This is a genomic window from Rhodopirellula baltica SH 1, from assembly GCF_000196115.1.
Classification (GTDB): Bacteria; Planctomycetota; Planctomycetia; order Pirellulales; family Pirellulaceae; genus Rhodopirellula; species Rhodopirellula baltica.
Window position 1 is genome coordinate 1,209,537 of record NC_005027.1, and the last position, 12,800, is coordinate 1,222,336.

General features: G+C 53.3%; 13 protein-coding genes and 1 pseudogene. 2 read left to right on the plus strand and 12 right to left on the minus strand.

Annotated elements, in window-relative coordinates; all coding sequences use genetic code 11:
• Positions 1-511: 511 nt before the first annotated feature.
• The 3 genes from RB_RS04550 to RB_RS04560 form a co-directional block, all read right to left on the minus strand.
• Entirely contained in the window at positions 512-1,051 is a 540-nt protein-coding gene (locus tag RB_RS04550) for a hypothetical protein (protein ID WP_011118772.1), read from the minus strand.
• A 681-nt stretch (positions 1,052-1,732) separates the two neighbouring features.
• On the minus strand, positions 1,733-1,969 hold the full coding sequence (locus RB_RS04555; RefSeq protein ID WP_164921518.1) for a hypothetical protein: 237 nt from the start codon (positions 1,967-1,969) through the stop codon (positions 1,733-1,735).
• Positions 1,970-2,083: 114 nt separating this feature from the next.
• Entirely contained in the window at positions 2,084-2,608 is a 525-nt protein-coding gene (locus tag RB_RS04560) for a hypothetical protein (protein ID WP_164921519.1), read from the minus strand.
• Between RB_RS04560 and RB_RS04565 the strand changes: the two genes are divergently transcribed.
• On the plus strand, positions 2,598-2,840 hold the full coding sequence (locus tag RB_RS04565; protein WP_164921520.1) for a hypothetical protein: 243 nt from the start codon (positions 2,598-2,600) through the stop codon (positions 2,838-2,840). The two genes, RB_RS04560 and RB_RS04565, sit on opposite strands and share 11 nt — an antisense overlap.
• A gap of 1,009 nt (positions 2,841-3,849) precedes the next feature.
• On the opposite strand, the gene RB_RS04570 is transcribed toward RB_RS04565, so the two are convergent.
• Both RB_RS04570 and RB_RS04575 read right to left on the minus strand, forming a co-directional pair.
• Positions 3,850-4,389, minus strand: coding sequence for a hypothetical protein (locus RB_RS04570; protein WP_011118780.1), 540 nt, complete (start codon positions 4,387-4,389; stop codon positions 3,850-3,852).
• 88 nt (positions 4,390-4,477) lie between these two features.
• A complete protein-coding gene (locus RB_RS04575) occupies positions 4,478-5,029 on the minus strand; it encodes a hypothetical protein (protein WP_011118781.1) in 552 nt (183 codons plus the stop codon).
• A gap of 298 nt (positions 5,030-5,327) precedes the next feature.
• On the opposite strand from RB_RS04575, the pseudogene RB_RS04580 reads away from it, so the two are divergent.
• A pseudogene (locus RB_RS04580) lies at positions 5,328-5,679 on the plus strand (transposase); the annotation flags it as partial.
• A 1,788-nt stretch (positions 5,680-7,467) separates the two neighbouring features.
• Here RB_RS04580 and RB_RS04590 read toward each other — a convergent pair.
• The 7 genes from RB_RS04590 to RB_RS04630 form a co-directional block, all read right to left on the minus strand.
• Complete coding sequence (locus RB_RS04590) at positions 7,468-8,037, minus strand: DUF1572 domain-containing protein (RefSeq protein WP_011118787.1); 570 nt, start codon at positions 8,035-8,037, stop codon at positions 7,468-7,470.
• Positions 8,038-8,696: 659 nt separating this feature from the next.
• Positions 8,697-9,131, minus strand: a complete 435-nt coding sequence (locus RB_RS04600) for a hypothetical protein (RefSeq protein WP_011118790.1) — start codon at positions 9,129-9,131, stop codon at positions 8,697-8,699.
• Positions 9,132-9,666: 535 nt separating this feature from the next.
• Positions 9,667-9,879, minus strand: a complete 213-nt coding sequence (locus RB_RS27855; protein ID WP_173391551.1) for a hypothetical protein — start codon at positions 9,877-9,879, stop codon at positions 9,667-9,669.
• Positions 9,880-10,065: 186 nt separating this feature from the next.
• Positions 10,066-11,319, minus strand: a complete 1,254-nt coding sequence (locus tag RB_RS04615) for a DUF1559 domain-containing protein (RefSeq protein ID WP_011118793.1) — start codon at positions 11,317-11,319, stop codon at positions 10,066-10,068.
• An 18-nt stretch (positions 11,320-11,337) separates the two neighbouring features.
• Positions 11,338-11,616 carry a helix-turn-helix domain-containing protein gene (locus tag RB_RS27985; protein WP_315851294.1) on the minus strand — a complete coding sequence of 93 codons (279 nt, stop codon included), beginning with the start codon at positions 11,614-11,616 and terminating at the stop codon, positions 11,338-11,340.
• Positions 11,617-11,785: 169 nt separating this feature from the next.
• Positions 11,786-12,058: a hypothetical protein gene (locus RB_RS04625; RefSeq protein ID WP_231846221.1), complete on the minus strand. Its 273-nt coding sequence runs from the start codon at positions 12,056-12,058 to the stop codon at positions 11,786-11,788.
• 213 nt (positions 12,059-12,271) lie between these two features.
• Positions 12,272-12,784, minus strand: coding sequence for a GNAT family N-acetyltransferase (locus RB_RS04630; RefSeq protein WP_011118797.1), 513 nt, complete (start codon positions 12,782-12,784; stop codon positions 12,272-12,274).
• Between the last annotated feature and the right edge of the window lie 16 nt (positions 12,785-12,800).

Sequence of the window (12,800 nt, forward strand, 5' to 3'; positions counted from 1 at the left end):
GCGACTCACATCGGCCCCCAGTCACCCCAGCACACGATGATCACTAGAAACGTGTTTAGTTTCGTCAGCGAAATAAGCACGAGAGCCGATCCAGCAACCAGCGTGAGGTGCTTGTAGTTCTTGGCGAAAACGATCGGTGTCAACACAACGAGCGTTGCGACGAACGGAAATCATCTGGTCCATTGCTGGTAAAGATCCGAGACGAACGTGGAACCACGGGACGCCAAGCAGAAGCTAAACACCGCGACATTAGCAAGACCAATGCAGCGGCAAAGCATGCAATGGACACGGACACCTTGTCGATGCGTTGTTCTCGTAAGAACAGCTTGCCAAGGTCATTCACGGGACAATCATGAGTTCGAGCACCTTTCTAATTCCGTGGCATTCTGGATCACCGGATCCGCGGGGTAGATTTTCAGCTCTGGGGCGGACCGACTCGCATCATTGCTTCATCGATCGGATCTCCACGAAAAACGATCGTGACGCTCGGTTCCAACCAATTGTTCGCCGTCTATCTGCTCAGTATTTCAAGCACTTCCTTTTTTACTGCAGCGAAATCACTTTGGGGATCAATGATTCCATAGTTCCCGTGGCCTTGGCTGGTCATCTCCCCGATTGCCGCCGTTGCAACCTTGCCGTTGGAGTATCCCAGCTCAAAGTCAAGTACATGGACGAGGTCGGGGTTATCGCCCTTCTCCCACACGCGGAAACTGTATGGACGGACGATGCCGTCTTTGCGTTCAGCCCTCTCTTTCGGTCCCATGTTGAAATGTACGTCGATGCGGTGCTGTTTTGTCTCGATTGATCCGAGTCCGATCCAGGCAAGGTCCTTTTCTGCTTTGATGAACTTTGCCATGGTGATGGATGCGTGGTCAATCGCTTCCTGTTCCTTTCCGTCGGCGAATAACGCTCGGCATTTGCCGTAACGAAGCATCGGGTCATCTGGTGATGCTTTCAAAGCTGCCTCGATGCCCTTCAGGTCACGTGGACGCTCTTCGGCAACGATTACCGTGGGGCACAGCAACAAGAAAAATGCGAGCAGTGATTTCATTGCAACATCTCTATTGGTCGGAGAACGTTACGATCCCGCGAGCGACAATGCATCACTAGCCATCATCAATTTGGCGGCCGTCGTCGTTCCGTTGTGACCGCTGGTTCGCCGTGCTCGCACGGAATCTTGTCGGAAACTGCTCTGTATTGTAAAGCAACATTTCGGTTGCCGCTGTCATAGCTACGGGACAGGCATGTACGGATGGATGAGCTCGGCATGCTGTGTAGTGGCGGCAGAGTCTGATCACAATTTCCTTTTCAGCGTGTACTGCCTGAAGTCTAGCCTCTTCAGGTGATAGCTTGAATTCAGTTCCGACTGGGAAAAACTGAACATCGCCGGTACCCATCATCTGATGTCCGGTACCCATCATTTGATGCGTTGGATACTCGGGTTGAGGAATTGGTCTCACGCATCCAATCGTCAGCGATACGGTCACGGAAAACGCGGAAGACGTGGGGACGGTGGGTAGGCGATAGAAGTGGGTTCCTAGTCGCGACATGTCGTTCCCTCGTATTGTTGAGACTGAAACTAGTTCAACCAACAAATGACCACCATTACAGGGGCGTGCAAACGACGTACAAGCAGACGAGAGCCCGAGACACCAGTCGTCTCGTTTGTTTCGTGGAACGCCCGGAAGCTCTGAATTCGGTCAGTAGTAAGTTGCACGTCCGCGATGACACGCTAGATCTTGCCAATCAGTGCACGAAAGATATCAGCGACGGTATCGAGACGGTGCTGGACGGGAACTTGATCTGCGTTTCTCGGGATGAAGACCAGTGCAGCGAGCGATGCCAATGCGGCGGGTGCTGCGAGGAACGCAAAGTGACCATACGTGTTTGACCCGAGGAACCCAAGGAAGAACAGAAAAAAGAGAAAGCCAAGGAACGCGAAGAAGCGTCTGTCGTGAGTTTTGTCCATGACTATCGCACCGGGGTTGAGAAAAACATCCTTATTGGCAGAGCAGCGGAAGTCACGCGGCACGATGGTTGACCATCCATTGCGAAAAGGTCGCGAGCCGTGCTCTTCTGTATGTCATGGTTCTGATTCTTGGGCGGATGCGGCAGATTGCACGCCGAGTGATTTCAGCTCCGCATCAAGTATCGGTTGCAGTATACCAGCGTGCTCAGGGACCAGCTCGATTGCATATCGCAATCCGCGGACCGAGCCAACCGATTCGGCGACATCCTCCGGCATCTCATCGAAAAACGACCATTGCCAAGTGCAACTGCCGACGTGTGCCGAAACAACACGATCATCGACCGTCACGACGGTTTGACGATCGTAGTCGCGTTCGGGTGTAAATCCATGAATCTTGCACCGGCCGTAGTCTTCCGTCCATGATGGCGTATCGATCTCGAGCAATTGTTGCCTCGTCGAGCCAACAGCAAGTAATCCATCTGCGAGAGCCTCAACGACAGGACTAGAAACCGATCGCATTACTCGATAGTTGCGAAAGTCATCGATGGAACGAATGCCGTTAGCACAACAGTAGATCGTGATAGCAACACATGTCGCAACGCTGAAGGACGCAATGATTCGGATAGCGTTGACAATCATTGATCTGTGGCAGAACACCAGCGAAAAGCTGAAAGTGGATGAAGCGAAGACAGCGTATGATGTCGAAGGAAACAACGCCTTTGCGAAAGCCGCTTTCCCCCGGTTCAGAGGAATTGTTATTCGCCGATCGGAGTTCGAACGACCCGGTAAGATATCCCCACAGCATATCAGCGGACCGAGGGAAACCGCTACCGAAGGCAATCATTGGCAACATGATTACGGCAAAAGCTGATCACTCGTCCTTCGTTGCGTGCAATGGCGATCGCACGTTGCAAGTGGGCGAATGCCATTGTCACCTCGTTCTTCCGTTGCCAAGTCGCAGGCCGAAGAACTTAGTTGCGAAAAAGGTGGCGACCAGAATGACGAATAGAACCGCGATTCGAACTGCGACGCCCAGATAGAAGACCGCGTCTTGATCAGGAGCTCCGCTCCAGCCAGGGGCATCGACTTCAGGACGAATCCAGCGTTGGTCAACAATTGCATAAGCAAAGCCATGTAGGAGCACAGAGAATACAAACCCGCGACCACCCCAACGGTGCGATGCGAGTGATGTCCCGAAGACGCAACACGTCAGAGCGAACCACCCATGCGGAGCAATAACTTCGGTGAGCACATGCATCGAGTCAAGTTCCAATACGCGGAATCAATTCATTGCGATGACGGTACCGTTTAACGCGGCCGCGCGATTGATGTTCCGCTGCAAACACGTCAGGTCAAAACACCAGTTCTAACCGATGGTCCTCCACGATTGGGCTTTCGCTGCCTGTGTCGGATTGTGATCAGGTTCGGTAGTCGATCAACGCCACGATCGGAAGAATCACGAAAAATACAACGAGCCAGAAGATAGCAAATTACAAAAGAATGCGTTTCGCATATGGGAACTCGATCTCTTTTTCCGGCAACTGAGCGTGATCAAGTTTGGACGATTTCGTGGCGTCGTTTCCGAGAACTACCTTTCCAACGAGATGGCCAATGCCTTCTCCCGTTGCGCCACCGATGATTCCACCGATCGCACCGCCGGGGATTCGTAGGCCGTGTTGCCAGCCAACATAGCTGAAACTCCGATTGCAGCGCCCGCAGTCGAAAAGACCAGCAGCTTTTTATTTGCTTTAATTTTTTTGGATGAGGTTGCTCGTGTGGACTTGCATCTGTGTTGTCATGCGAGTCGGGCATCGCTCGATCACATAGTTGGCTGTTAGGATGATGGAAATGAGCTGAGCGAGAATGCATGCCGGACAACGTCACGGGGGACACGGTTTGCGATCGCTTTTCGAGTTCAAACGCTGGTTTTTTTGTGCCAAGTCAAACGCTTCGTAAGCATCGTCGTTACGTGAAAGTATCGCCCGCCAATAGATGCCGTCGGCCAAGTAGATGAAATGGTCGAGTTTTACCTTGAACGTTTCGGTTTCGATGTACGTCATGTTTGAGTCATCTAGTTCATACTCGATCTCAACGCTCGCGATACCGGATTGATCAAGCACCGCGAGGCCATTTAGCTTGACGTACGGGTCTCTGTTACCAGGAGCACGGAGATAGAACTTACGATTGTTGTGTACCAGCAGCGTCGAAACGCATGACCACCTCGGTAGCCGTTGGTCATCTGGATCTGGTCGCCAGTCATCAGGATCGTGATTTTTCGCTCTGTTGGTTCCGAGTAAGTGCAAGTAGATCGAAGCTTTTGATGGGCCGGCAATGGCTTGAGCCTCATCGCATGATGCGGCAGTGTGCCATGATGCGAAAATTTGCAGGACAAGAACAGCGAGAATGATTTTGCGATGCACGAAACGTAATCAGTGAGGCGAACGAATTTCGATCTATGGAGGCACCGGAGTTGCCTGCATCGATCGGTTTGTGGTCGGAAAGCGGAAACTAGTTCTTGCGGATCGTCTCAGCGGAAGGTTTTTCAACAGGTGGACCGATGAGAACGGCCACGTAGGGCATTCCCTTAAACGTCTTGTACGTGTTCTCATACTGCTTGACAGCCGCAACCACGCGGCTACCCGGTTCATTCTTCAGTGAAACAGTCACGCATGCACCGCCGGGGCTCCATCCGCTGAGGTGTACCTTCATGCGGTCCTCAGACCGCTCTGGAATATCCGCGCCCACGGGGCAATGGTGTCTATCGCCGAGTGTCCCACCCCATACGTCCGTTGCACCTAAGGGGGAAAGATCGAGTCGCACCCACCCTGTCACGGCGGTGAATTTGGCCTGCCCGAGTATCTTCATGTCTTCAGCGATCCAAGACTCGACAACGGGGCGGTTCTTGTGGTGATCCGCCGGTTCGGTGGGCATGATGATCTTGACGTGCACCTGATTGAATTCTGGTTGGGCAGCTATCTTCGGTGTCGGCTCACTCGCGTTCACCGTGTAGGGAACTAGAGTGAGCGTGCCGACGATCAATGCCATCAATTGCCAAGTCATAAGGTCTCCCTATTTGTGGACATCTTTGGCGGAACGCCGAGACACACCTGCTTCGTGTGCACTACGCCCAAAAACGGCGTGATTTCGCGGGGTGTCACTTTCTTTTAGAAGCGAGTCCCCTCTACCTAGTTCTGGTTTCTTTCGAGGAGTCAGTATACCAAAAGTAACTCTGAAGTAAGGCAGTACGAGGCCATACACCAGGCAACCCGAAGTAACTGCGGAGAGGTGACCACCGTGGGGAAGAAGGCTGCGAAGATGATCGGTAAGCCTGAAATTTCCCACAAGAAGTTGACAGTGGACTTGCCGGATTTGTCGTAAGGGAAACGAGTTTCAGAACAAGACTGTTGCAGACGAAGGTCTCGTGCACAACTTGTTGCAGCACGTGATGCCGACGGACTTGATAAAGATCCGCCACTACGGCTGGATGAGTGCGGGCAGCAAGGTGAAGGTCGAAGAGGTGAAATGGTTGGTGTGGCTCGCTCTGGGTTGGACCTCCTGGTTGGGCAGTGGCCATGTACCGCAAACGAAGCCACTGACTGTTCCGATGAAATGCCGCCTGTGCGATGCGAGTGATCGAGGTCAGCTACACGTCATTGTCAGCTCAGGGCATCCGCCTTAAGCATGGGCTGACTTACTACGACAGTGGGTAACGCATGAACCAGGGAAGTGAAACGACCGAGCGACTTCAAACGCCTTCAGGAGGGCGAAGGGGGATAGTATGACGTGACGGCAATTTCTTTCATCAAAACCGACCGGCCATGAACCTTCGTCAGTGCCATCCACGGCCAATACAGCACAACCAGGGGCCCAGCACAAGTCCAGCCACTGAATCGCTGCACTTGGAACGAACCAACAACTGCGTCTGCGAAAACAAGTTCGACGCAAAGTTCAAGGGAGAATGCGGGTGGCCGCTCGGCTTACTGCACCGGGCATCTTGAACAGAGAACTTCAGCTTCGACTAAACGTTCGCATCTCACCCCGTGATTCCAATGGGATAGGCGTGGCAAACGTTACGTCCACGCGAATGCGATTCCTCACCGGCTAGTTGTTCCGCTTCTTGCGGCGGACGACGCTAGTATCGCATTTCGTAGATGAAGTAGGCAGAAGGAAGTGCAACCAGCAACAATTCAACAAGAACCCACCAAGGAAGTCGCTTCAGCTTGACAGCTGAGTATGCACCAAGTGCCGCACTCGCGAACATAGTGGTGATTGCAATAAACCAGTAGAGCAGGCCGAGGTATCAGACTACCCAAGTAACGCTGCCATGCCCATTTCCACCGAGGCACATTCCAACGAAGAGAACTACTGGCACGCCGATCAAGTTGATGCATGTGAGCAAGAAGGTTAACCAGGACCAGTACCACGCCTTCTGCGAAGCGCTGGTAGACCAGAATCCGTTGCGACTTCGGGCGTTCGAGGTTGTGAGCGCACTGAACACGGGTTGATTCGCATTCTATTTCGGGTAGTACCAGTGATGGCCGGGTAAAAAGATCGTGGTGGAAGCGACAGAAGTCGCCGAAGGCAGTACTGCCGTAACTGAAAGCATATTACTCTGGTAGATCGCCTTCCGTCGTGATTGGGTCGGTTCCGTTAGGTGTGTCCCATCTTACCCACGGATGCTCCTGCGAAGCGACGCGGAATCTAGCGATATCTTCGGTGGTGGGGAAATGATCGATTGGCATCCAGATTGGGAGCCGAGGAAATTTGGGTTCGATGTCAGGGCGGTAAACGCAATCAACCTTCCATTGTCCACGGGAGTCGTCAAATCGACGGTTTCGAGACACACTACACAGGAGATAGTTCTCAGTTGATTCGCCAACGACAAGTAAACGCTCCTCGCCGTTCACTGTTGTCGGCGGAATCAGAGGTCCGTCGAGGATGTGAAATCGGCGATCCTCCATGTGTAAATCGCGGGCCAATTCGCTTGAACGAAGCCGAACGTTCACGAAGCCAAACGCCACGAACGCAAACCAAGTGAATAGCACAACGGTTGCAGAGATTGTCAGCAATGTTGAGCGTTGCATGATTTTGTCCGGACAACGTTTGTCAAAGGGCCGTCGAGGTTGATGCGTCAATTGAAACTGCAATCGGCGGCACCACGTCCATGTCTTTGAAGTTTGGCGATCTACTCTCTACTGGCTGATGTGATTGAAAACCGCACCAGGCATTTCACCCAAATGTCGCGAGTCGGATCAGAAGGCGTATAGTCATCGTCGCTGCCCATCCACGAGATGATTGCCGCTTTGACAATTGGACGAATCCAATCGAACGGTCTAGATCACGCGGGATGTGGGAACGACTCAACTTCCGTCATCTTGATTCCTGAAAAGAGGACTCGAGCTTCGGCTAGACGACGCGTTTTGAACCGCGACGAATGATCAACGCCAAAGAGAACGTGACTCAGTCACCGCTCCCACGCGAAGTTAAATCCTCATTGTCTATTTGCCGTCATCGGCATCAGCAAACACGCTACGACTTGCTTTGGTGCCCCAAGTGCGGTGATTGTGAAATGAAGACAATCCGGGCGCAATTGTTAGCCAACGCCATTCTCCCTCGTGAACCAATCGCGCGACCAAAACAATCTGTCCCACGTGATACGTCACGTGTGTGAGCGATCGAGTGAGTGCCTGTGCGACAGTATGTGCTTCGCCTCTGACAAAGATCGTCTGACCAATGTTCTCGGCATCAATCGAGTCAATCGCTGAGACTAACGCCGACCATCCACGATCGAAGTGCTCGATCAGCGACTGCCGATCTCCAGTCCAATCAACGAATTCGGCATCACGGTTCCGGTCAGGTTTTTCGCCGTCCGTCGTCAGGAAGTCAGTCCAGCGACTTCGAAGATTGCCGCCGAGGTGACGTAGGATGATCGCGACAGAATTTGCACCGTTCTCAGGCCGCATGTGAAGTTCTGCGTCAGTGAGTTGCGCAACACTGCCGTCAATCATGCGTCGATACGACACTACCGTATCTCGCATCGCATTAAGCCACGGTGTTGATTCGCTCATCTGAACTCCAAATTAAATAACGGTCGTGGTCACACGGCGGTGCCCCTGGATTCTGTGGTGCGAACAGACATTGCCGCCGCTCTTTCGCAACACTTGGTTGTTTCATTGTGTGAGTTCAAATCAGGAACCGACGTCTGAGCGAACGCCTACATACCAAACCTCATTGCGTCCACGATCAAGATATAACCCCATGGGAGGGCGATCAATGCTCCGCTGCCGATCACAATGAGCCAACGAATGAGTCTTCGGTCAGTGACGTGTACTGCGACACCAGCGGCAACTGAGATTGCAACCTGAAAAGATAGGAACACGGCAACGATGTGAGAGATGATTTCAAGTCGCATCCATTGCAAAAGCATGCCCGAGCAAAGAGAGGTCAGCAGAGGGCATAGTAGCGATCCGCCGAATCCAACCGCGACGCGAAGGCCTGAAGGGAACGAACGAGCGCGTATCGGTTCATCTCGCGGAGCAGCCGTTGCCGTATGGCAAACTCTTAGTGCCGAAGCTGTCGGTCCAATGGCTTGGGGAATCGCGGCGACGCGTTGACTTACAATTCGTGCTCAACCGCCTAGTGCGGTCCCGCATGCTAGGTGGTGTGGGAGGAGGGCCCGGGCAACCGGGCCCCTATCCCGTTCGCAATAATTATTCGCCGATCGGGATCAGTCAGCCGCGCGTTCGAGGTAAGCCTTGAGTAAAGCATTCAGCCTCGCCGACTCGGCCTGAGCGACGTCTTGGTTCGTGCCAGTACGCAGTTCGAGGTTCTTCTTTGCGATTGATTCGATTCGGGATGCCCGGCGATCATAGTCGACGGCCGCATCAGGAACGCCGAGCACCAGCGAAGCATGGAGCAGGCGGGTGTTAGCCTGAATTGCAACATTGGCAGGCAACTGTCCTGCTTGGAACTCCGCCATTCTGGCGTCGTATTCTTGCACAGCCGCAGCCCGTCGCATTTCCCAAGTATTCTGATTTTGCTTGATTGCTGCGGCGCGGTCAGTGTCTTGCGACAGCGTTGCAGCAGCGTCGTCAGCAATCGACGCAGATGCAAGCAGGAGTGCGGCGGTAAACAGCGAGCAAGAAATCAATTGACGTGCCATTGGTCAAATCCTTTGGACGAGTGGAAACGGAACATCTTCGGTCGGATAACAACAGCGGTAACCAGAGAAGTGGTGGCGTAGCGGAGACGGTTATAATGCCGAAGGCAACCCGCCGCAGCGGAAGCACACTTCCTCCGGTTCATTGCAATCGTTATTCGCCGATTGGGAGTACGTGCGTTGTCTCAGCGTCACGATGCGATCGTCAGATTGTAGCACGTCGCGGTATCGTCCGAGCAAACCGAAGCAGTGGGTTCGGGTGAGCGTTGCAGTCACTTGCATGAGATGAACGTTGGGTCAGCATGGATTGGGGATTGAACGATGCTGGGCAACCAGAGAACGCCGGCCGCTGGATCGGCAACAACGCCGCCGCGGGTCAGAGCAAACGTAGTCGTTGTAGTGCCAGAGTGAGTTCGTAGTCGGGAATCGCGTGCGTGGATGACGAAGCAGCGGGTCTGCGTGCCGGATAGCGTCACGCGTAACCGGGAACGCGACGGAAAGTTTCTAACGATAAATCGCTCCGCTTGCGTTTTCCGGTTCACGCGATCGTTAACCGTCGTTCGTCCTGTCGCAAGAAGACCATTGGTGGTTCCACCGTCAGACGTAAGCGAATGATGTTGACGGATCGAATGGAGTGACTCCATGGTGGCGTTTTGCACTGCCAACGGGGTGGCACCACCGAAGCATTTTCGCAGACGACCCGTTCGTAGGCTCCCACCACGACGGCGGTTTGTCGTCGAACGTGGCGCATGAAGCGTCGCCAAGGCCGTTGCGCCAGTTGACATCCGATGAGTTCGGATAGGCGGCAATGATTTGATCGAGATCGTCAGCCTGCACAGTGAACTGCCACCACTATTCGACGCTATCTCGCGTGGCGAACTGACGATACGAAGTAGCGGATGCTCCAGTTTGAGCCTGTTGAAATTGCCCTCGATTGTCAATAGTTCTGGACTATCTCGCCACTGCCGCGAGTACCAAGTGCTCCCCAGATTCCATACGGGGATGGTTGAGCGCCCAAGACGGGTGCTGCCGCCGAATTGCCTGCGTCGATGCTGGTTGTGATGTAGCGAACTGATCCATCCGCGAACAACGTTGAAACGCCTTCGACATGCCGGCTCGTCGCAGAGGATAATCCGTGAGATGCATCGCGCAGCGAGAAGCAGGTGACACTGCCAGGAGGAAGAATCGTTTGAAAGGCGGTGTACAGCAAGCGACCATCACACCATCGGGTTCCCTTTTTTTCCGCGTCGAACGATTGATTTCCCTCTGAAAACCCAGCCCCCCAGTGCGTCGGGCGATTGGGATCAATCGCCTGCTCGCAGAAGTTCGGTTGGGTCAGCATTTGCGTTCCTTGATCAAAGATGGCCGTGTCAATGATTTCATTGTTACCCAAATGAGTTGCGATCTCCGACATCGCGATCGTATTGCTCAAACCGTCCGTGCAGTCACGAAAGGAAGTGCGATGACGGGCCCAAAACAACCCACGGTTAGTCGATCTCGCCAGTTGAGCGATGTCGTTGCGGTTTTTACGTGTTCGGGTTTTGACGCCAGCTAAGGCGGATGTTGAAAGATCGCTCGGTTCGATTCCGTCGGTGTCATAAAAGCCCGCTTCGTTACGTCCTCCTGAATGAACAAGCAGAATCGTGTCACCCATGCAAAACGCGTAGTTGCTGCGTGACGTTCCCGACTCACCATAGGCAGGCGAAGACAGATCGCTCGAAGCGGGATCGCTCGGACAGCGTAGAAAGGCAACATCCGTTGCCCAAGGTTTGAATTGTCCGATCCATGGCGCCGGCCCCATTGAAGGAGTGACCATATTGCCGAGCGTGTCCTCCTCCAAAGGCCCGCCCGCCACGATCTGGTCCCACAATGCTTGTTGCTCTAGCATGGGCAACAACGCAACGAGACCACCTAGGTAGTTGCGGTTGCAGGTCAGTGTAGGTGATGGGCCATCCACGGCAGACGCGGTAGTGCCGCCCATGACGGATGGGAGTTGATTGAATGACGAATGATAGTTGTGCATCGCCAAGCCGACCTGCTTCATGCGGTCGGCACAAGTGATTCGTCGAGCACTCTCACGAACGTGCTGGACCGCAGGGATCAGAATTGCGATCAAGATGGCAATGATCGTGATCGAAACGAGAATCTCGACCAGAGTGAAGCCACCTTGTTGATGCGACTTGGAAGACATTGTGCGATTCCTGGCGGGCTAGAAGGGCAGTTCATTGAACATAGGGGGTAAGCAGATATTCGCACAATTGAGATTTACGATACGTGAAGTGTTCCGTGCGCTCAATTTCTTAGGAGAATTGGCTCGGCGTTCGGCATGCAATGGATGATAGTGCTTGCCGGTGACGTGGTTCCTTGCCAGTTCATGAGAAACCGTGGAAGGAGAAACCTCAATTGCTTCAGCAATGTCTTTCTGTTTCTTGTCGTGTCGTTGCATGACAGAGATGGCTACGCGTTGGTGAAAGCTAAGATTTGCCATAGCTGGCTGAGTCCGTCTGAGTTGTTGGGATTTGAAGCTCCAAACAATTTGGTGGGCTCAGTCGGTCTTTCGCCAGAGGGCGTTGAAAAACCCTTCGTTTTTTCAATGCTCTTGAAATTGCGTTTCAGGTTTAAATTCACGCGGTTCTCACTCCCAAGCATAGCAGCGGCTAACGTCCGTAGTCAGAAGTATCAACATGTGCCGGCAGTCCCGATGCGTCCGCATTGCGAGCACGAATGAACTGGTTTTGTATTACGGCCAATGTCCAACCAACCACCCCGCCCCACGCTGCCGGTGCAACGTCCGGTGGTGACATCCCTGCGGCAAGAACCGCGCAAAGGGCAGCGTAGACGTAACATCGCACAATGCCACGCAGTTGGTCTTTGCGGACGAGTAGGACGATAAAGAACGACGGGACACCAACGAGAAAACCAATTGTCATTCCGGCGAATGGTAGGTTTCGGTAGTAAGCAAACGCTATCGCGAGAACACCGAATGCTACGGCCGTTCGTCGAAGCGATAGTTGGTTTTTCTTAAGTGTCAAACGCGACGTTTCTTAGTCAGGGAACGATTGGGATCACGTGGTCGCCGCGAGCGATCGACCACTTCGATTACCTCAGCTTGGCGAGTCACGAGAATTCCGTGATTCCCCGTCTCATTCTCGTTGACAGGCGTAAACGGAATCGCTGTGATCATAGCCGTCGAGTAATACTTCACCATCGTATTTCATTCCCAGTTTCTCTGCGACACGAATCGACCGCGAATTGTCTGGCTCAATGACCGCGATCAGGCGATCCAAGTCATGGTGTGAAAACGCCAGATTACGGACCGACATCGCGGCTTCCGTGGCATAGCCCCTGCCCCAGTATGCGCGGGCCAGACGGTATCCCACTTCTACTTCTGGGCGACCATTGATGTTCGGGAACCAAGTTAGCCCGCAGTAACCAATCGCCAGCGTGTCGAACGATTGTGTGATAATCCAGAGTCCATATCCGCGTTCGTTGTAATTGCAGTTCATCCGAGTGATCCACAATCGAATCCAATCATCCGTTTGCAATCCGTCACCATGTTGCATTACCTCTGGGTCGCAAAATACCGATCGCATTGCAATTGCATCATCGGGCGACGCGTGGCGAAGCGTCAATCGCTCTGTTTCGGCAACGATCATTGTTTGATCGGGGAAC